Below are 20726 nucleotides of genomic sequence, written 5' to 3'. Positions count from 1 at the left end.
CCGTCCGGGTCAGGTGAATGCGCGCTCGATGATCGCGCGGGTGTCGACGCCGGTCGGCAACGTGCCGAAGGCGATACCCCAGTCGTCACCGAGCCGGGTAGCGCAGAATGCGTCGGCAACGGCCGGGTGACCATGCCGAACCAGTTGCGCGCCCTGAAGCACCAACGCCATCAACTCGACGACTCGCCGGGCACGGTATTCGACGTCGGTGAAGTCCGACAACTCCTTGCCAACCCGCGTGATCGCGTCGTCGAGCCGGGGATCCTGGCCTTTCGCCAGCGATACTTCATCGAAGTACGCCTCGACGGTCTCGGGCTGGCGCCCCATCGCCCGTAATGCGTCCAGCGCCGCGACATTGCCCGACCCCTCCCAAATGGACATCAACGGCGCCTCCCGATACACCCGCGGCATACCGGATTCCTCGGCGTACCCGTTCCCGCCCAGGCATTCCAGCGCCTCGGCCGAATGTGCCGGCGCTCGCTTGCAGACCCAGTATTTGGTGACCGCCAGGGCAATGCGCCGCACCGCCGCTTCGGCCGGGTCCGTAGACGCTCGATCGACGGCCCCGGCCAAGCGCATCATCACCGTGGTCGCCGCGTCCGATTCGATCACCAGATCGGCCAATACATTGCGCATGGCAGGCTGATCGATCAGCTTGGCGCCGAACGCGTCACGATGTCGAGCGTGGTGCACGGCGGCTACCGTTCCGGTCCGCATGACGGTCGAGGAGCCGATCACGCAGTCCAGCCTCGTCATGTTCACCATCTCGATGACCGTCTTGATCCCGGCGCCCTCTGCACCTACCAGCCAGCCGACCGCGTTCTCGTATTCGAGTTCCGAGGATGCGTTCGAATGGTTGCCGAGCTTGTCCTTGAGCCGTTGGATGCGCAGCCGGTTGCGGGAGCCGTCCGGCAGTATCCGGGGCAGGAGGAAACAGGACAGTCCGCCGGGAGCCTGGGCCAGGGTGAGGAACAGATCCGACATGGGTGCGGAAGTGAACCACTTGTGACCGACGATGTGATACGAGCCATCCGGCCGAGGTGTTGCGGTGGTGGTGTTGGCGCGCACGTCCGAGCCGCCCTGCTTCTCGGTCATCGACATGCCCGCGATGAGTCCAGCCTTGGTCGAAGGCTCGCGCAGTCCGAATTCGTAACTCCGGGAAGCGAGCAGAGGCTCGTATTTCGCGGCCAGTTCCGGGTGGCGCCGCAGCGCGGGCACCACCGCATAGGTCATCGAGATCGGACACAGGTGGCCGGCGTCGGCAGCGCCCCAGGTGTAGAACTTCGCCGCACGCGCCACGTGTGCCCCCGGACGTTCGTCCAGCCAGGGCGCGGCGTGGAGTCCGTGTTCGACGGCGACCCGCATCAAGTCGTGGTAGTGCGGATGGAATTCCACCTCGTCGATGCGGTGTCCGAACCGGTCGTGGGTCTGCAACACCGGCGGGTATCGATTGGCCAGCCTGCCCCACTCCTGCGCCTCGGCGCCCCCGGCGAGAGCGCCGAGTGCGTGTAACTCGGATTCGGCCCAGCCCGCGCCCTCGCGGTGCAAACCTTCGATCAGCGCCGGGTTGCGCGCGACGTCGTACGGCACGATGTCGGGCACCTGATTGAAGACTTCATGCGTCTGCATCTGATCCTCCTGATTCCAGCCGAGCGCTGGCGGCGCCCGGATCTTCACGCACACCCAGCGCACGTATCGCGAAAGCGACGAGTTCGGGGACGACGAATTCTTCATGTGGAGCTTCGGCGAGCGGACCGACCAGCACTTCGGCAATCCCGCCGACCAACGCGGCCGCGCTGATACGCGGATCTTGCGCAGGGAGTTCGCTGCGCGCAACCCCCTCCGCGACCGCCGACGCCAACTTGTCGGCGAACGCTTGTCGAAAACGCAACCGTTCGGCATCGACGATGGCGTCGACTGGTTCGACGAGCAACACATACGCCAATTGGGGATTCTTCAACGCCCGACCGGCAAAGGTTTCCACCGCTGCGCTCACGCGTTCGATGCCGGTGCCATTGGCACCGGCCGCTGCTACGACGGCGACCTCCCGTGCGACGACACTGCGAAAGACCGCGCGCACCAGATCGGCCTTGCCGTCGAAGTTCTTGTAGACGGTTCCGGTGGCCAAGCTGGCTTCCGCTGCGACCGCGGCCATGGAGAGCGCCGCATATCCCCCGCGGGACAGCACCGTGACCGCAGCCTGCACGATGGCTCCCGCCTGCGCATCCAGACGGGCCTGCACGGCGGCAGTTCTTCGATACGCCACACAAGAAGTGAAGCATGAATTCATTTCTTCACGCAATGGTGCTCTCACACCGTATGGTCGAGCAGATGAGCGTATCGACCGAACGCAACGGACCCGTGACCACCGTGATCTTGCACCGGCCGGAAGCGCGCAACGCCGTCGACGGACCCACCGCCGCCGCACTCGCCTCCGCTTTCGACGAGTTCGATGCCGACCCCAACGCGGCAGTCGCCGTCTTGTGGGGCGACGGAGGCACATTCTGCGCCGGCGCCGACCTGAAGGCGCTCGGTACCGAACGCGCCAACCCGGTCACCGATGACGGCGACGGCCCGATGGGACCAACCCGGATGCGGCTGTCCAAACCGGTGATCGCCGCCATCTCCGGATACGCGGTGGCCGGCGGACTCGAACTCGCGCTGTGGTGCGATCTACGGATTGCCGAGCGCGACAGTACCTTTGGCGTATTCTGTCGCCGCTGGGGCGTTCCGCTCATCGATGGCGGCACCGTCCGACTGCCGCGCATCGTGGGCGCCGGCCGCGCAATGGATCTGATCCTCACCGGGCGTGCCGTCGACGCCGACGAAGCGCTACACATGGGATTGGTGAACCGAGTGGTGCCCCCCGGTACGTCCCGTACCGCCGCGGAAGAGCTCGCTGTCGAACTGGCCGCATTACCGCAGACCTGCCTGCGCACCGACCGATTGTCGCTGCTCGAGCAGGATGGGATGAACGAACAGGACGCACTGCGCAACGAATTGCGCCATGGCAGGGTCGCGCTGGCCAACGGCGCGCTCGAAGGCGCCGGGCGGTTCGCTGCCGGCGCAGGCAGACACGGCGTTCGCGCGTGAACTCGACCGGTCGGCTCAGCGTCCTCGATGACATGTTCCTGCGTTCCCACCGCGGACTGGGTGCGCCGATTGTCCTGCAAGGTCTGTGGCGAACAGCCGATCGGGTCGACGCCCAGGTGCTCGAGGGCCTATACGACGCCCTGCGGACCGGGCCGCTGGCACGCAGAGTCGTTCGGCCGCGAGTGCCGGGCGCTCGCCGATCCTGGCAACCGAACGTTCGCGCATACCCGATCACTCAGGCGCCAGGCGTCCTCCGGGTCACCGAACTACTCGACTGGGCCGATGCCCAAGGCGAGGGACTCGATCCGGAATACGGTCCTGGATGGCGGCTTTCGACCGCCCCGCTCGACGACGGTGGCTCGGTCGTCTGTCTGACCTGTTCCCACACGCTGGCCGATGGACGTGCCCTGGCATTCGCCGCCGACGACGCGCTGTCGGGTGGTGTGGTACCACCCTCCGATCCGCGTGCGCGAGAATCGGATTGGTCCGACGCCCGACGACAATGGTGGGCGGTCCTACGCGGAACGATCACGGCGCTGCGGCACGGGATACCGCGCATACCTGCCGCACCGACCCGAAGCCGAGAACTCGGGGCGGCCGACGACAGGTCGACACATGGCGCGATCCTGCAATGCTCGGTGGCGGAATGGAATCAGGTCGCCGACAACCACCACGGCACCACCAACAGCCTGTTCATCTACCTTGTCGCGACGGTGCTGTGGACCAGCGGATTCCCCGGCGAGACGATCGGGGCCACCTTGCCCGTCGAGACCCGCGCCACACCGAGCGTCGACAACGACATCGCGACGACACAGATCTCGATCGTGCGGACCGATACGCCCGGCACGATCCGCGCCTCGGCCCGTTCCGCCTACCAGCGTCGCATATCCGCACCGGGCGGTATGCCCGAAGAACTACTCCAGGTGGTCCCGGACCGCTGGGCTCATGCGCTGTCCAAAGGGGTGGGCGACCTGGACATCCTGTGTTCCAACATCGGAACGCTGCCCGCCTCGTTGCGAGCGTTGGGGCCACACCGCTGCACGGGTATCGCCGCTCGCGGCATCAACCCCGGCCTCACCCCCGCACAGCTGCCGCGCAAGAGACTCGCAGGCTACCTGTGCCGCATCGGGGACGACTACGTGCTGAGCCTGGTGAGCCTGGATCCGGCCCGGGTCGAGTCCGCGTCCGCCCTGCGCAAGCTGGCACTGGACACGGCAACGGCTGCAGGGTTGCATCCGCGCGCGTGGTGAATGGCAGCACGCGACCGCCCCGGAGGGGTCGCGGCACCCGGACGTGCGGGTCACGCCACTGCGGGGCAGGTCGCCATGAGATCACGCCGTGAACCGTGCGGCCCCGCTGCGCCGTATGGCACGGTAGATGGTAGACATGCCCACCCCGACACGATGCAAGTGTGATTGGAAATGCCGGCAACAGTAGATACCGCAACCGCCGACGGAGTAGTACGCGGCCGCTGTGGCCGCCACGTACTTCGCTGGCGATCCATTCCGTATGCGGCTGCTCCACTGGGGGACTTACGGTTTCGCGCTCCCCAGCCGGTCGAGCCCTGGTCTGGTATCCGGTCGGCCACGCAGTACGCCAACGCTGCGATGCAGCACCGTGCAGGGGCACGGATCGGGTTGCGCACTCACCAGCCGACCAGCGAAGATGCGCTGACATTGAATGTCACTGCTCCCGCGATACCGGTCGCGACTGCGCGGCCAGTGCTGGTGTTCATCCACGGCGGCGGGTACGTCTTCGGCACTTCGGCACTGGAACTGTATTCCGGCGCCCACTTGGCGGCGCGCGGTGATGTGGTCGTCGTGTCGCTGAACTACCGACTGGGCGCCTTCGGGTATGTCGATTTCGGTGAGTTCGGCACGACGCGCCACCCGTTCGAAACCAACCTGGGGCTGCGCGACCAGGTCGCCGCGCTGCGGTGGGTGCGCACCAATATCGCGGCCTTCGGCGGCGATCCCGACAATGTGACGATCTTCGGTGAATCCGCCGGCGCACACGCGGTGCTCAGTCTCCTGGCCACCCCGGCGGCGAAAGGCCTGTTCCACCGGGCTATCGCGCAAAGCGCGCCCGCCGACTGGGCAATGACCGGCGCCGAGGCTCGTGCCTTCGCCCGCCGATGTGTCACAGCGCTGGGGGCAACGCCGGACACCGCACACATCGCACTACGCACGCAGACCGCCAACGACATTCGCCGCGCGGTCGATCACACCATCGGTCGGGTGCTGGGCGAACATCCAGGCCTGTTCCCCGCCTGCCCGGTCGTGGACGGCGAGTTCCTCCCGAGCGCGCCGATCGATGCCATAGTTGATGGTTCCGCACATCGAGTTCCGCTGATCATCGGTACGACTCGAGATGAAGGCGCACTGTTCCCCAAGTTCACCGACAAGCTGCCCACCACACCGGATCGGCTCCGCGCGGCGCTCGCTCGTTCCACCGACGCCGAATCTCGCATCGCCGCTGTGTACCCCGACTACCCTCGGCCCAGTGCCGCGATCGCGGCTGGGGGCGATTTCACGTTCTGGCGCCCTTCGGTGAGGATCATGGAGGGGCACAGCCGGCACGCGCCGACCTACGCCTACCGTTACGACTTCGCCCCACGCGCGCTACATCTGGCAGGGCTCGGCGCCACGCACGCGACCGATCTCATCCCGGTCTTCGGCGGCGCCGACACCACCGCCGGGCGGGCGCTGACCGTAGCCGGCGGCCGCCGTGGCCTACGAGCGGTTACCGAGCAGTTCCAAGGAAACTGGCTCGCCTTCGCGCACACCGGTTCTCCACTGCCTTCCTGGCCGGCCTATACCGAAGCCCGCAGATCGACCTTGGTCATCGACTACCCCACCCGCGTGGAACACGACCCGAATCAGGAAAAGAGACTCGCCTGGCAGGGTGTGCGCGTCCCGTCGCTGGTGTGAGTCCAGCGACTACTTCAGCAACCGGGACAGCCTGCGGTCGGCGAGCACCTTGCCGCCGGTCTGACAGGTCGGACAGTATTGGAAGGACCGCTCGGAATAGGAGACCTCGCGCACGGTGGCTCCGCACACCGGGCATGGCAGTCCGGTGCGTGCGTGGACCCGCATGCCGGAGCGCTTCTCGCCTTTGAGGCGGGCCGCATCCTGGCCTACCGACCGCTGCACAGCATCGGTGAGTATGGCCCGCATAGCGGTGTACAACTCGGCCACTTTCTCGGCGTCCAAGGTGTTCGTCCTGGCGAACGGCGAGATTCGCGCCATATGCAAGATCTCGTCGGAGTAGGCGTTGCCTATCCCCGCCACCAGCGTCTGGTCGACGAGCACGGTTTTGACCCGCTGCGCGGTGCCGGCCAGGATGTCGGCGAACTGACCTTCGGTCACGGTCGATGCGTCCGGCCCGAGCCGGGCGATGCCGGGCACCTCCTCCGGCTGCGCCACGACATAGACCGCCATTCGCTTCTTCGTCCCGGCTTCGGTCAAATCGAACGCGGGTGTGGCTGCGGCGGGTGTGAACAAATGTACGCGCAGCGCGAGCGGACTCTTACCACCCGGTTTCGGCGGAGTCGGGTTGGGTTCGTCGACCCAGCGCAGCCACCCACCCCGCGACAGGTGCGTAACCAGCCAGAGCCCATCGCATCGAAGGCCCAGGAATTTGCCCCAACGGCCCGCCTCGGTCACATCGCACCCGGACAACACGCTCACCGGCGGCGCGAAGGTCTTGACCACGCTGAGCGCAGCCACGTCGATCCGCCCGACCACCGCGCCGACCGCATGCTCCCGCAGGAACTGCGCCAACGCCTCCACCTCGGGTAGCTCTGGCACCCACTCAGACTACCGAGCCACCCCGACGATCGGTTGGTTCTCCTGGCTTGGCGTGTGCTCACCCCCGACGACTCACCCCCGACGACTCACCCCCGACGACGCAGCAGGTAGATGTCCATGATCCAGCCGTTGCGGTCGCGCAGTTCGGCGCGGCGACGCACGATCTGGTCGCACACGGCTGGCAGCGGACCCTCGATCAATGTCTCATCCGGCATCCCCAAGTACGCACCCCACCAGATATGCACGTCATCGCCCGATATTGCGGTGAAGGAGCACTCGCCGTCCAGCATCACCACGGTGCTGTGGGCGCCGAGCCCCTCCGCACGCAACCGCCGACCGGTGGTGACATGCACCGGTTCACCGACACCGTGCAACACCACGCGATGTCGGGCAGCCAATGCTTGCGCACTGGTAACACCCGGAATCACCTCGTAGTCGAAGTGCATCGCACGCCGGTCGAGCACCCGCTGGATCATCCGCAGTGTGCTGTCGTACAACGCCGGATCACCCCACACCAAGATTCCGCCCACACCCGTGACGCCGGCGAAGGCGGACTCCAAGACCGCCGACCGGCGATCGTGCCAGCCTGCGACGGTGTCCACATAGTCCGCGGGTGTCCGATCGCGTGGCGGGTCGGTGATCGAGACGATGCGATACGGCCGGTCCATGTGCTGGTCCAAGATGGCCGTCCGCACAGCGACCAGCCCGTGTTTCGTCTCCCCCTTGCCGATGACGAAGAACGTCTCGACTTGCCGCATCGCCTTGATGGCCTGCACCGTGACCTGATCGGGATCGCCGGCGCCGATCCCGATCACGAAAAGCTTCCGCATGCGGCCGAGCTTGCCAGAGCAGCGCACGACTAGAGTTGCCAGGCGTGGCCCACGACGCTCTCGATTCGGCGCAATCGCCCGACACCCAGTACGAAGACCTGCTGCGGCTGGTACTGGAATCCGGGGCGAGCAAATCCGACCGCACCGGAACCGGAACCCGCAGCCTGTTCGGCCACCAACTACGCTACGACCTCGCATCGGGCTTCCCCCTGGTCACCACCAAGAAAGTCCATCTGAAGTCGATCGTCTACGAATTGCTGTGGTTCCTACGCGGAGACTCCAATGTCGGCTGGCTGCGCGACCACGGGGTCACCATCTGGGACGAATGGGCCGATCCCCATGGCGAGCTCGGCCCGGTCTACGGCGTGCAATGGCGGTCCTGGCCAACACCGAACGGCGAGCACGTCGATCAGATCTCCCAGGTGTTGCGGACCCTGCGTAGCGACCCCGACTCCCGACGCATCATCGTGTCCGCGTGGAATGTCGCCGACCTGGACAAGATGGCATTGGCGCCGTGCCACGCGTTCTTTCAATTCTATGTCGCCGACGGCACCCTGTCGTGCCAGCTCTACCAACGCAGCGCCGACCTGTTCCTCGGTGTGCCGTTCAATATCGCCAGCTACGCCTTGCTGACCCACATGATCGCGCAACAGACCGAACTGACGCCGGGCGAGTTCATCTGGACCGGCGGCGATTGCCACATCTACGACAACCATGTCGACCAAGTCACCGAGCAACTGGCCAGAACGCCGTACCCATTCCCGCAGCTGCGGCTGAACCGGGCGACCACACTGTTCGACTACCGCTACGAAGACGTGGCGGTGACCGGGTACCGACATCACCCCGCCATCAAGGCTCCGGTGGCCGTGTGAATCGTACGATTGGGCTGATCTGGGCGCAAACCGTGGACGGCGTGATCGGATCGCGCAACACCATCCCCTGGCGGCTTCCCGAAGACATGGCGCATTTCAAGGACGTCACGTGGGGGCATTCGGTGGTGATGGGCAGACGCACCTGGGATTCGCTGCCGGCGAAATTCCGGCCACTCCCCGGTCGCCGCAATATCGTGGTGAGCCGACAACCGGACTGGTCGGCGGAAGGAGCCGAACGTGTCGGTTCGGTGATCGAGGCTTTCGACCGCACCGCCCCGGATACCGTATGGGTAGTCGGCGGTAGTGAGATCTATTGCACTGCAGTAGATCTCGCGACCGATCTGTATGTCACCGAGATCGACGCGACGATCGATGGCGATACTTTCGCGCCGCCGATCCGACCGGAATGGCGGCCAGAGGACCCAGGGCCGTGGCGGACGTCCACCACCGGGCTGCGCTTCCGCATCCGGCATTATCACCGCAACCGATCCCCGTAGCAGGGTGGTCTTGTCGAGCCGGCCAGATATGCTGTTCGGCAAGTGCGGGAAAACCCGCGCCAACCGGCGAAGCCTCGCAACAGGTCGGTCCCACTCGGCCTCGAGCGTGGCGGTCGAGCGCCGGTTCCGCCTGGAGGCCTCGAGCCGTTGCCACCACTCCGGCGTCGGCTGTGGGATTAGCGAAAGGGGCGGTGTATGGACAAGAAGTCGCTGACCGCACTCGCGCGCCAACAACTGAAGCTGGCTGCCACCGCAACGAGCGGGCGCAGCTCACAGACCGTCTATGGTGGCCATACGCACGCTCTGCGGCAGACTGTGGTCGGCCTGGCCGCCGGACGAAGTTTGGCCGAGCACGACAACGCCGGCGAAGCCACCGTGCTGGTCCTCAGTGGCACACTGACGCTGACCAGTGGGGCCAACGAATGGAAGGGGTCGGCTGGCGATCTGCTCGTCGTGCCCCGAGCCCGCCACAGTGTGAAGGCCATCGACGATGTGACCTTTCTCCTGACTGTTTCGAAGTAGTCGGCCGCGGTAGACCTCGCGTCGACCGCATCACGCCGAACGGCGGCGACACATCACCCCGACCGGCCGCACGGAGCAACACAACCGGCCAGTAATGTATCGCCCATGGGTGAGCCGCAACCGATCCTCGAACCGCTCACGCCAGCAGCGATCTTCGTGGTCGTCACGATCGACGAGGGCGGCGAGGAAACGGTACGTAACCTGCTCGCCGACATCAATGGGCTGCGCCGCTCGATCGGCTTCCGTGTACCGGGCGCCGGCCTCACCTGCATCACCTCGATCGGATCGGCAGCCTGGGACCGACTCTTCGCCGGACACAAGCCCGCAGAACTCCACGATTTCCCTGGATTCACCGGCGCCCGGCACACCGCACCTGCGACCCCAGGCGACGTGCTGTTCCACCTCAAGGCCGAGTCGCACGATGCCTGCTTCGAATTGGCCATGACCATCGCCGACCGCTTGGCTGGGGCAGCGACAATCGTGGACGAGACCGTCGGATTTCGCTACTTCGAACAACGCGATCTGCTGGGGTTCGTGGACGGCACGGAGAACCCAGAGGGACGCGCAGCCACCGCGGCCGCATTGATCGGCGACGAAGACCCGAACTTCGCCGGCGGGAGCTATGTGATCGTGCAGAAGTACACCCACCGGCTGGCGGATTGGCGCGCGCTCCCGGTCGAGGAGCAGCAACAGGTGATCGGCCGCACCAAACTGGCCGATGTCGAACTCTCCGACGACGACAAGCCCGCGAACTCACACGTCGCGATCAACACACTCATCGATCCAGATGGGAGTCAACTGCAGATCCTGCGAGCCAATATGCCATTCGGCAGCGTGGCCGACGGCGAGTTCGGCACCTACTACATCGCCTACGCCGCCACACCGAGCGTGACCGAACGCATGCTCTCGCGGATGTTCCTGGGCACGGACCGCGCCGCCTACGACCGCATCCTGGATTTCTCCGTGGCGGTCACCGGTACCTCGTTCTTCACCCCGACCATCGATTTTCTCGACAATTTACCGTCGGCTCCATGGGAGCCGACGCAACTCGCACCACCCGGCGGCGAGGCCGATCCCCCGAGTCCGTCGGGCACACCCCCGAATTCGACCACGGGCGCGCTCGGTATCGGCACATTGAAAAGGAGCTCCCGGTCATGAACAACCTCCATCGCGACCTCGCACCGGTCACTCCCGCAGCGTGGACAGCCATCGAGCAGGAGGCGACGCGCACGTTCAAGCGGCATATCGCAGGCCGCCGCGTCGTGGACATGTCCGGCCCGCACGGTACGGACTACTCCGCGGTGGGCACTGGCCATACCACGGTCATCGACGCGCCCAGTGACGGAGTGTTCGCCCGGCAGCGGGTGGCCGTGCCGCTGGTCGAGATGCGAGTGCCGTTCACCCTTGCGCGCGAGGACCTCGACAACGTCGAACGGGGCGCCCAGGACATCGACCTCGACCCGGTGAAAAGCGCCGCGAAGAAGATCGCATTCGCCGAGGATCGGGCAATTTTCGAAGGATATCCGGCCGCACACATCGCCGGCATCCGAGCCAGCAGTACCAACCGACCGATCACCTTGCCCAGCGACCCCCGACTGGTCCCGGAAGTGATCGCGCAAGCATTGAGCGCCTTGCGGTTGGCCGGCATCGACGGGCCGTACTCCGTGCTGCTGAGCGCCGAACTGTACACCGCCGTCAGCGAGACTGCCGACCACGGTCACCCGATCCGCACGCATCTCGAGCGACTGATCCCCGAAGGTGAGATCATCTGGGCCCCGGCCATAACCGGAGCGATCGTGCTCACTACTCGCGGCGGCGACTTCGATCTGCACATCGGCCAGGATCTGTCCATCGGGTACCTGTCGCACGATGCATCGTCGGTCCAGCTCTACTTCCAGCAGAGCTCGACGTTTCTGGTGAACTCCGCAGAGGCTGCCGTCGCACTGACCGTGTGAGCGTGCCTGGGTCGGGAGGTAGCGATCCGTCCATGGGCTGGAGACAACGGGGATGACATCGGTGCGAGCGGGCGTGGTACCGGCGTGGCGGGCAGCGCTCTACAGCACGCTGGGCATCGTCGTGGTCACCGCGATCTGCGGCGGAGTCGTAGCTGCGTTCGGTGTGAACCGCATATTCACCGGACTACTCGTCGGTGGACTCTTCGGCATCGCCACCACAGTGGCGCTGTTCAGCAGAGACGTCGTCCTGCTCACCGAGCACGCCATCTACCTCCGGACGCCGTGGGCGGTAGACCGCATGTCCTGGGACCGAGTGGCGGCGGGTCGCTTCACGCTCGATGAACACTCGCGTTGGTCGTTGACCTTGGATCTGTCCGGTACCGAAGACCCATACGACGAACTCGTCCTGTTGTCCATACCGCCGGTGGTCGGACCCGTCTCCGGCGCCTATGATCTGCGTAAACGCAACCAAGTCACCGAAATCCGCGCGGCCCTGCGGACCAAGCGGATTCCGGTGACCGTGCTCCCTCAGATCGCGAACGCTCTGCAGGAACACTGGCAGATCGCACCTCCTACCCGGTAGAACGCTCGACACACTCTGCGAGTCCTACTCCACGATCACGATCTGGACCTCATCGGCACTCGCTGCGGTCGAGTCACCGGGGGCAACGAACCAGTGGGTTACTTCCCCTTCGCTCAGGTCTGCGGTGAGATCGCCGGTCGGCAGGACCGACAGCGCCCCGGCGGTGGCAGCGGCAAGGAATTCGAGCAGCGCCACGCGCCCGGACGCGGCGGTGGTAAACGTGGTCGACTCGTAATCGATCTCGTACTGCTCACGCACCCGTTCGGCCTGGGCGAGCGCCTCGCTCTGGGAGAGCACCACAACCTCTCCCTCCGTCACGACGACGAACGCCGGGTGCTGTGCACTGAGCGGGCGGACTCGATCGGCGTACGACACCGGGTGCGCCGGCGCCGAGGCGAGTTCTGCTTGCGTGCGCTGGTCACCCAGTTCCACCCAGCGAATCTCACTGTCGGCCAACGGCTCCAGCGCGATCCCGAACCCGGCTCCCGCAACGGAGAGCTCGTCCGCTGCGAGCCCTTCCCCGAGCAGGCACGCCGCACCGGCCTTCTGTACCGCCCACACCGCGACGATCGACTCCACCGTGTGTGGAAGCGCCACCGCGACAATGTCGCCCGGGCCTGCGCCAATCTCGATGAGTACCCTGGCCAGCTGTGAAGAACGCCGATCCAGCACCTGGTAGGCGACCTCTTCGTCCCCCTCCAGCACGGCGGGCGCCGCCGGATCCTCCTCGACCATCTCGGAGAGCACCGACGCTACGGTGCGCGCTCCCACTCGGCCGACCGGCTCGGACACCGAAGCTGCTGCCCCTGCGGAATCGGCCAGTAGTCGGTCACGTTCGGCCGCATCCAGGATATCGATCTCGCCCACCGCAACATCCGGATCGCCGTGCAGTGCTTCGAGTACCCGCACCAGTCGCTGCGCGAGGGTTTGCACCTCGTCGGCAGTGAACCGGCTGTCCAAGTACTTCAGGGTGAGCTGGATCGTCGACTCGGCGACCACGAGAAGGGTCAGCGGGTAGTGGGTGGCGTCATCGACGCCGACGCCGGTCACCGACATGCCGTCGATCGAGCTGGCCGCCGCAATAGCGTCCTTGTCCATCGGATACGACTCGAACACGACCAACGTGTCGAACATGGGCGCCGATCCCGAGATTCCGGCCTGTGCGTGCCACGCCCTCTGGATATCTGTCAGCCCCACGTAGTGATGATCGAGGAGCTCCGCCTGCTCCCGTTGCAGCCGCTGCAACAGCCTTCCGATGGTCTGACCATCGTCGATCCGTAGCCGGACCGGCAGCGTATTGATGAACAGACCCACCATGGATTCGACGTCGGGCAGATCAGCTGGGCGACCGGACACTGTCGCACCGAATATCACATCACCACGACCGGTGAGGCGGCCGAGCAAGATGCCCCAGGCCGCCTGCACCAGTGTGTTCACCGTGATTCCGAGTTCGGCTGCGTGCTTGGTGATCCGGCGCGTGTGGTCGGCATCGATCTCGGTGACCAGCTTGCCGACTTCATAGGTCTCCGCGGACCGGGGTTGCGCAGCCAACTGGGTGGGTTCGGTGACACCGTCCAACGCGTCTGCCCAGGCGCGCAACGAAGCGTCTCGGTCGCGCCCGGCCAGCCAACTCAGGAAAGTGCGGTAGGAGGGCACCCGAGGCAATGCACTCTGATCGCCACGTACCGCGTAGAGCACCAGCAGATCCCGCATGAGCAGCGGCATCGACCAGCCATCCAGCAGGATGTGGTGGATGGTGATGGCCAGATGCCATTGCGCGTCGGCGCTACGCAACAGCGTGAAGCGAAGCAATGGCGGGACGGACATGTCGAAGCGGGTCGCCCGATCGGCCGCGACCTGCTTGCGCAGTTCGACGATCCGCTGTTCCACGGCCAATTCGGTGAGATCCACTTCCCGCCACGGGAGCTCGACCCGATCGAGTGCTACCTGGACGGCGCGTCCCTCGACATCGGAAACGAATGCGGTACGCAAGTTCTGGTATCGGTCGATGATGCCCTGTACGGCCGTCCGCAACCGAGCCACGTCCAGAGCACCGCTCAAGTCCACCACGGCCTGCATGGTGTAGACGTCCGTGGTCGACTGGGTCATCAACGCATGGAACAACAGGCCCGACTGCAGCGGAGACAGCGGCCACACCTCGACGAGCCCGGGGTAGGTGCGTTCCCACAGCTCGAGGTCGTGTTGCCGTACCCGCACCAACGGCATATCCGACGGCGTGAAACCACCTACGCCTGGCCGGCGCACATGCTCGGCCAGTGCCGTGAGCGCCTCGACCCATCCGTCGGCGAACTCCTGCACCTGCTGCGTGCCGAGCAGACCGCGTGGGAACGCAAATGAAGCGCCCAACTGTGGTCCGTCGGCTGTGTCGGTCACGATTGCGTCGATGTCGATCGTCGCGTTGGCCGGCATGTCCAGGTCCAGGTCGGCATCGAGCCGACCGAGGTCGTCCACCGGCGCCCAGCCGATCTCGGCACGCTGTCCGAGGACCCCCTCAGCTGAAACCCGACCCAGGTATTTGAAACCGATCTGGACGGCATCGAAGGAATCCTCCCCGTTGCCGAGCAGTTGCGCGGTCTCCGTGTTCAACTGCCGCAGCAGTCCGTATCCGAGACCCGTGTCGGGCACCGCACGTAGCTGCTCCTTGATCGACTGGACAATCTCGCCCAGCGCAGCGCCGCCTGTGTAAGCGTCGATGAGATCGGCGTCGGTCAGGTCGAGTCGAACCGGGTACGAGGTGGAGAACCAGCCCACAGTGCGTGAAAGATCCGCACCTGGCACGACGTTCTCTTCGCGGCCGTGGCCTTCCAACTCGACCAATATGGTGTCCGAACCATCGCCACGCCAGCGGAGAACCGCCATGGCCAACGCCGAAAGCAACCCATCGTTCACGTCACCGTGGTAGAGCGTGGGAAGCGTGTCGAGCACGGCCTCGGTAACCTCGGTGGGCACCGTCACTTCGATCCGATCGACACTCGCCACTGTGTCGAGCTGCGGGTCGAACGGCCGCACACCGAGTAGTGGATCGGGCGTAGCCAAGACCTCCTGCCAAAACGGTAGTTCCGCGACCCGTTCCGGCATATGCGCTGCATCGACCAAGCTGTGCGACCAACGCCGCATCGACGTGCCGTTGACCGGCAACGTCACCGGCTGCCCAGCGGCCACCTGCGACCACGCGACAGCGAGATCAGAGATCAGAATGCCCCAGGAGACGCTGTCGACCACGAAGTGGTGCGCGACGATCAACAGCATGTCGTGGCGCTGGTCGATACCTCTGGTGGCGTCCATTCCCCCCGCCGCCGCATGGACGGCCTCGGAACTCGGTGTCTCCCCGAAAGCGAACCAAACGAACTGGACCATCACGGCGTTCGGGGGATCGAGCCTGCTCTGCGCTGCTTCCAATGCCTTGGCGCCGACCTCGGCCAGTGCGGCATCACCCAGTTCGGCAGTGAGCTGGATCCGTTGAATCAGAGCATCAGCGTCGACCGAGCCTCGTTCCAGCGTCTCCCACCGCCAATCCGGACCGATTCGCCCCAGACGCGACCGAAGCACGTCGTGATGGTCGAGCACGGTCCCGATCGTGGCAACCAGACTTCCCCGATCGACGGCCTCGGGCAGACGCAACACCATGGTCTTTGCAAGGCGTTGGCGAGAGTGACCGCTCGCAAGGAATCGATGCATGTTCGCAGTCAACGGGATCTCGCCGACGCCCCTGCCGGCCAGTTCAACGAGCGGGATGTTTCCGTCCTCGCCAACGAGCGTGGCGATCTCGGCAAGCGCAGCCACTGTCGACCGCTCGAAGACATCACGTGGAGTGAATATCACCCCGCGCAGTCTGGCCTGCGAGACCAGCTGGATGGACAGGATGCTGTCACCGCCGAGGGTGAAGAAGTGGTCGTCGACACCGACCCGAGTGACACCGAGGACGTCGGTGAATACCGCGGCGATGATTTCCTCGATCGGGGTCGAGGGAGGACGGTAGGTGTGGGTTTCGAACACCGGCTCGGGTAGGGCTTTACGGTCGAGTTTGCCGTTGACCGTCACCGGCAATTCTGGTAGCGCGATCACCAGTGTGGGCACCATATAGGACGGCAACCGACCCGACACCGCAGTCCGCAGAGTGTGGGTATCGAACCGGTCGGGGTCGGCGACCACGACATAGGCGACCAACCGGTCACCGGTGTGGGAGTCGTGGTGGGCGACGACCACCGCCGCGGTCACACCGGGCTGGGCCGCCAGCACGGTTTCGATCTCCCCCAGCTCGATCCGGAACCCACGGATCTTGACCTGGAAATCCACGCGCCCGACGTACTCCAACTCCCCACCCGCACTCCACCGCACCAGATCACCGGTGCGGTACATGCGTTCACTCGGTGCACCGAACGGATCGGCTACGAAACGCTCGGTCGTCAGGTCGGCGCGTCCATGGTAGCCACGCGCCAACTGCACACCCGCCAGATACAACTCGCCTACCACCCCAACCGGCACCGGATGCAGGCGCGCGTCCAACACCAGCGTGTGGCTACCCGCCACCGACACACCGATCGGTACCACCAGCCGATCGGTATCGCTGACCCGATGATGAGTGATCGACACCGCGGCCTCGGTCGGGCCATACAGATTGAACAACTCCGTACGCGGGCGGTTGTGACGCACCCGCTGCGCCAACCTCGCCGGTAAGGCCTCCCCGATCGCCAGGATCCGCCACACCGATTCCGGCAATCCGAGCGTGGTCAACGCCTCCAGCATCGATGGCACCAGATGCAACGTGGTCACCCATTCCCGAGTGATCAACTCCATTACATACTGCAGGTCACGATGCCCCTGCGGGGTCGCGAGCACCATCCGGCCGCCACACGCGAGCGCCGACCAGTACTCCCACACCGACAAATCGAACGTCGCGGTCGTTTTCACCAATACCGCATCCGCAGCGTCCATCCCGAACTCGGCGCGTTTCCACAGCAACTGATTCACGATCGCGCCATGAGTGATCGCGACTCCTTTCGGACGGCCGGTGGACCCGGAAGTGAAAATCACATACGCAGTATTGGCCGCCCGCACCGGCGCCACCCGCTCACCATCGGTGACCGGCGTATCGGCGAACCCCGACACCTCCACCTCATCCAGCCACACCACATCGATCACCGCACCATCCGCCGACACCGGATGGAAATCCTCACGCCGGGTCGACAACACGCAGACCGCTCCCGACGAAGCCAGAATGTAGCCCACGCGCTCAGCCGGCTGCTCGGGATCGACCGGCACATACACCCCACCTGCCTTGACCACGGCATACATGGCCACCACCAAATCGAGTGAGCGGCGCATCGCCAACACCACTCGATCCTCCGGACCCACCCCACGCCCGATCAAATACCGAGCCAACCGATTCACCCGCGCATCCAACTGCGCATAGGTCACCTCGAATCGACCCGAAACCTCATCGACAACCACCGCCACATCCCCCGCCCCTCCCACAACCGCAGCATCCATCAACGACGCCAACGTCACCGACTCCGACGCCGCCACATCCAGGTCGCTACCCGCACCATTCCACGTGTGCACAACACGTCGAGTTTCCTCAACGGTCAACAGATCGATATCCCCCACCACCACAGCAGGATCAGCGACAACCGCATCGAGGACACGCTCGAACCGGTCGACGAAACCCTGCACCGTGGACGCGTCGAACAGATCTGTGGCGTAACCGAATTCGGCGATGATTTCCGCCGGTGCACCGTCGGGGGTGTAGCGGTCGTACAGGGTGATGTGCAAGTCGGTCTTGGCCAGCTGGGAATCGAAGTCGACCGCACTCACGCTCAACCCCGGCAACTCGAAGCTGGTCTCGGCCAAGTTCTGGAACGACAGCCCGACCTGGAACAATGGGTTACGGGCAGTCGAGCGGACCGGGTTGAGGACTTCGACGAGCTGTTCGAATGGGACATCGGCGTGGGCGAAGGCTTGTAGGTCGGTTTCTCGTTGACGAGCCAGCAGGTCGGTGAACGATTCACCGGCATCGATGCGGGTGCGCAGGACCAGGGTGTTGACGAACATGCCGATCAGATCATCGAGTTCGCGTTCACCCCGACCCGCGATCGGGGTGCCGACCGCGATGTCCTCTGTCCCCGACAACCGAGCCAACAACACCGCCAGCGCCGCGTGCACCACCATGAACAACGACGCATGCTGCGCACGCGCCAACTCCTGCAACCGTGCATGCCGACGCGGGTCGATGTGGAAACGAATCGCGCTACCGCGGAACGACTGGCGTGCTGGTCGAGGCCGATCGGTGGGCAACTCCAACTGATCGGGCAGTCCCGCCAGCACCGTGCTCCAATACGCCACCTGCCGCGCGGCCACCGACTCGGGGTCGTCCTCCGCACCCAACACCTCGCGCTGCCACAACGCGTAATCGGCGTACTGCACCGCCAACGGCTGCCACTGCGGAGCCTCTCCTCGCACCCGCGCGGCATAGGCGATCATCACATCCCGCGCCAACGGACCCATCGATGCCCCGTCAGCAGCGACGTGATGCACCGTGAACGCCAACACATATTCGTCAACGGCGATCCGGAACAACGCGACCGCCAACGGCACCTGCACCGTCACATCGAACGTGGTCGCAGCGAACCCGATCACGGCATCGAGAACATCGGCCTCGGACACATCCACCACAGTCAACGCAACGCCCGAGGGCGACGCCGGAACAATAACCTGATGCGGGCCATCGACCGACCGTGGATACACGGTATGCAAGATCTCGTGGCGAGCGATGACATCGGTGATCGCGGCGTGCAACGCCGCCACATCCAGCGCACCCGTCAGCCGCACCGCCAGCGGGATATTGTCCACCGCCGAGGTCGCACTATCGAACTGATTCAAGAACCAATACCGTTGCTGAGCAGGCGACAACGGAACCCGATCCGGACGAGGCCGCGCCACCAAACCCGGCCGACCCCGACCCGAACCCACACCACGCGCGACCCGATCCGCCAGACCCACAACCGTCGATGCCTCGAACAAATCCCGCACCACGAGGGTGGTGTCGAGTGCGGCGCCGAGTCGGGCGACTACTTGGGTGGCGATCAGGGAGTTGCCGCCCAGTGCGAAGAAGTCGTCGTCGAGGCCGACACGGTCGGCGCCCAGGGCTTCGGCGAAGGCGCCGGCCACGATTTCTTGCACCGGTTCCACCGGCGCCCGGAATGTCTTGGTTTCGAACACTGGCTCGGGAAGCGCGCGTCGATCCAGCTTGCCCGAGGGGTTGAGGGGGAACTGGTCGAGCACGACGAACGCTGCGGGCGCCATGTATCCCGGTAGCCGGTGGGTCAGATCGGCGCGCACGGCCTCGATGTCCACCGTGTGGTGTGGGGCCGCGATCAGGTAGGCGACCAACTGGTCACCGAGGTGCTGGTCCGAGCGCAGCACGACCACCGCCTGCGCGATCGACTCCACCGCGGTCAGCGCCGACTCGATCTCGCCCAACTCGATGCGTAGTCCACGCACCTTCACCTGGAAATCGGTGCGACCCAGGTATTCCAGCTCACCGCGTGAGGTCCATGCCACCAGGTCACCGGTGCGATACATGCGCCCGGCATCCCCGAAGGGGTTGGCCACGAACCGCTCGGTGGTCAGATCAGGGCGACCGACATATCCGTGGGCCAACTGCGTGCCCGCCAGGTACAACTCGCCGGCAACTCCCACCGGGACCGGTTGTAGCCGGGTATCCAGGACATACACCTCGGTGTTGAACACCGGGGCGCCGATGGGTACCGATACCGTGTCCTCGTCGGTGACCTCGTGGAAGGTCACATCGACCGCTGCCTCGGTCGGGCCGTAGAGGTTGTGCAACCGTGCTCCGGTCACCGCACGCAACTGTTGCGCGGTCGCGGCGGGCAACGCCTCGCCGGAGGCGAAGACATTGCGTAGTCCGCTGCATTCGGCTGCCCGCTCCTGGGTGATGAACGCCGACAACATCGACGGCACGAAATGTACCGTGGTCACTCGTTCCTGCGCGATGACCTGCGCCAGGTAGGCCGGATCGCGATGACCATCCGGGTGTGCGAGCACCAAACGGGCGCCGACCTGCAATGGCCAGAAGAACTCCCACACCGACACATCGAACGTCGCTGGTGTCTTCTGCAACACCACATCATCAGCGGCCAAACCATACGCGGCATGCATCCACACCAAACGATTCACGATCGCTGCGTGCGAGACCGCGACGCCCTTGGGCCGGCCGGTCGACCCGGAGGTGAAGATCACATACGCGGTGTTCGCCGACCGCAACGGTTTGTGTCGATCCGCATCCGATAGCGGCGCGTCGGACAACTGCGACAGATCGAGCCGATCGATACGCACCTGCCGTGGTCCGGTGACCTCCAAATCGGTACCAGAAGTCAACACACACACCGGTGCTGCGGTATCGAGCACGTACTGGGTGCGGTCGGCGGGATGGTCCAGATCCAACGGAACATACGCCCCACCCGCCGCATGCACCGCATACATACCGACCACCAGATCGACCGAACGACGCATACCGAGCGCGAC

At 65.2% G+C, this 20726-nt stretch carries 14 protein-coding genes; 9 read left to right on the top strand and 5 right to left on the bottom strand.

Annotated features, from left to right (window positions below; translation table 11 throughout):
- Positions 1 to 9 precede the first annotated feature (9 nt).
- Together K940_RS0111150 and K940_RS0111145 are read right to left on the bottom strand one after the other, a co-directional pair.
- The gene (locus tag K940_RS0111150; protein ID WP_028477614.1) at positions 10 to 1629 is read right to left on the bottom strand and encodes an acyl-CoA dehydrogenase family protein; all 1620 of its coding nucleotides are present in this window, start codon (positions 1627 to 1629) and stop codon (positions 10 to 12) included.
- Positions 1616 to 2266 carry a TetR/AcrR family transcriptional regulator gene (locus K940_RS0111145; protein WP_028477613.1) on the bottom strand — a complete coding sequence of 217 codons (651 nt, stop codon included), beginning with the start codon at positions 2264 to 2266 and terminating at the stop codon, positions 1616 to 1618. Before K940_RS0111145 ends, K940_RS0111150 begins: the two co-directional genes overlap by 14 nt.
- Before the next feature lie 65 nt (positions 2267 to 2331).
- Between K940_RS0111145 and K940_RS0111140 the strand changes: the two genes are divergently transcribed.
- From K940_RS0111140 to K940_RS0111130, 3 genes are all read left to right on the top strand, one after another.
- On the top strand, positions 2332 to 3093 hold the full coding sequence (locus K940_RS0111140; RefSeq protein ID WP_028477612.1) for a crotonase/enoyl-CoA hydratase family protein: 762 nt from the start codon (positions 2332 to 2334) through the stop codon (positions 3091 to 3093).
- Complete coding sequence (locus K940_RS0111135; RefSeq protein WP_028477611.1) at positions 3090 to 4343, top strand: hypothetical protein; 1254 nt, start codon at positions 3090 to 3092, stop codon at positions 4341 to 4343. The genes K940_RS0111140 and K940_RS0111135 overlap by 4 nt, the downstream gene beginning before the upstream one ends.
- A 171-nt stretch (positions 4344 to 4514) precedes the next feature.
- Positions 4515 to 6023, top strand: a complete 1509-nt coding sequence (locus K940_RS0111130; RefSeq protein ID WP_028477610.1) for a carboxylesterase/lipase family protein — start codon at positions 4515 to 4517, stop codon at positions 6021 to 6023.
- A gap of 9 nt (positions 6024 to 6032) precedes the next feature.
- On the opposite strand, the gene K940_RS0111125 is transcribed toward K940_RS0111130, so the two are convergent.
- Both K940_RS0111125 and cobF read right to left on the bottom strand, forming a co-directional pair.
- A complete protein-coding gene (locus K940_RS0111125) occupies positions 6033 to 6902 on the bottom strand; it encodes an Fpg/Nei family DNA glycosylase (RefSeq protein ID WP_028477609.1) in 870 nt (289 codons plus the stop codon).
- Between the two features lie 86 nt (positions 6903 to 6988).
- On the bottom strand, positions 6989 to 7732 hold the full coding sequence (gene cobF / locus K940_RS0111120) for a precorrin-6A synthase (deacetylating) (protein ID WP_028477608.1): 744 nt from the start codon (positions 7730 to 7732) through the stop codon (positions 6989 to 6991).
- 44 nt (positions 7733 to 7776) lie between these two features.
- Here cobF and K940_RS0111115 point away from each other — a divergent pair, with 44 nt between their 5' ends.
- The 6 genes from K940_RS0111115 to K940_RS0111090 all read left to right on the top strand — a co-directional run bounded on the left by K940_RS0111115 (position 7777) and on the right by K940_RS0111090 (position 12161).
- Entirely contained in the window at positions 7777 to 8604 is an 828-nt protein-coding gene (locus K940_RS0111115; RefSeq protein ID WP_051407091.1) for a thymidylate synthase, read from the top strand.
- Positions 8601 to 9101: a dihydrofolate reductase gene (locus K940_RS0111110; protein ID WP_028477606.1), complete on the top strand. Its 501-nt coding sequence runs from the start codon at positions 8601 to 8603 to the stop codon at positions 9099 to 9101. Before K940_RS0111115 ends, K940_RS0111110 begins: the two co-directional genes overlap by 4 nt.
- 195 nt (positions 9102 to 9296) lie before the next feature.
- Positions 9297 to 9623 (top strand): cupin domain-containing protein, encoded by a 327-nt coding sequence (locus K940_RS0111105; protein WP_028477605.1) that lies wholly within the window; start codon positions 9297 to 9299, stop codon positions 9621 to 9623.
- Positions 9624 to 9728: 105 nt separating this feature from the next.
- On the top strand, positions 9729 to 10781 hold the full coding sequence (locus tag K940_RS0111100; protein ID WP_028477604.1) for a Dyp-type peroxidase: 1053 nt from the start codon (positions 9729 to 9731) through the stop codon (positions 10779 to 10781).
- Complete coding sequence (locus K940_RS0111095; protein WP_028477603.1) at positions 10778 to 11578, top strand: family 1 encapsulin nanocompartment shell protein; 801 nt, start codon at positions 10778 to 10780, stop codon at positions 11576 to 11578. Before K940_RS0111100 ends, K940_RS0111095 begins: the two co-directional genes overlap by 4 nt.
- Before the next feature lie 52 nt (positions 11579 to 11630).
- The gene (locus K940_RS0111090) at positions 11631 to 12161 is read left to right on the top strand and encodes a hypothetical protein (RefSeq protein WP_028477602.1); all 531 of its coding nucleotides are present in this window, start codon (positions 11631 to 11633) and stop codon (positions 12159 to 12161) included.
- 24 nt (positions 12162 to 12185) lie between these two features.
- On the opposite strand, the gene K940_RS0111085 is transcribed toward K940_RS0111090, so the two are convergent.
- Positions 12186 to 20726 (bottom strand): non-ribosomal peptide synthetase (locus K940_RS0111085; RefSeq protein WP_028477601.1); only part of this gene is annotated, 8541 nt, incomplete at its 5' end.

Origin of the sequence: Nocardia sp. CNY236, from assembly GCF_000482385.1 — a bacterium.
In the GTDB taxonomy this organism is placed as follows: Bacteria; Actinomycetota; Actinomycetes; order Mycobacteriales; family Mycobacteriaceae; genus Nocardia.
Note: the sequence above shows the minus strand (reverse complement) of the source record. Positions and strands in the feature narration are given on the sequence as shown.

What these genes read in the sequence shown, in the direction of transcription:
- K940_RS0111140 (WP_028477612.1), top strand. Translation starts at nt 2,332, where the DNA reads ATGAGCGTATCGACCGAACGCAACGGACCCGTGACCACCGTGATCTTG.
- K940_RS0111090 (WP_028477602.1), top strand. Translation starts at nt 11,631, where the DNA reads ATGACATCGGTGCGAGCGGGCGTGGTACCGGCGTGGCGGGCAGCGCTC.
- K940_RS0111150 (WP_028477614.1), bottom strand. Translation starts at nt 1,629, where the DNA reads ATGCAGACGCATGAAGTCTTCAATCAGGTGCCCGACATCGTGCCGTAC.
- cobF (WP_028477608.1), bottom strand. Translation starts at nt 7,732, where the DNA reads ATGCGGAAGCTTTTCGTGATCGGGATCGGCGCCGGCGATCCCGATCAG.
- K940_RS0111130 (WP_028477610.1), top strand. Translation starts at nt 4,515, where the DNA reads ATGCCGGCAACAGTAGATACCGCAACCGCCGACGGAGTAGTACGCGGC.
- K940_RS0111095 (WP_028477603.1), top strand. Translation starts at nt 10,778, where the DNA reads ATGAACAACCTCCATCGCGACCTCGCACCGGTCACTCCCGCAGCGTGG.
- K940_RS0111105 (WP_028477605.1), top strand. Translation starts at nt 9,297, where the DNA reads ATGGACAAGAAGTCGCTGACCGCACTCGCGCGCCAACAACTGAAGCTG.
- K940_RS0111100 (WP_028477604.1), top strand. Translation starts at nt 9,729, where the DNA reads ATGGGTGAGCCGCAACCGATCCTCGAACCGCTCACGCCAGCAGCGATC.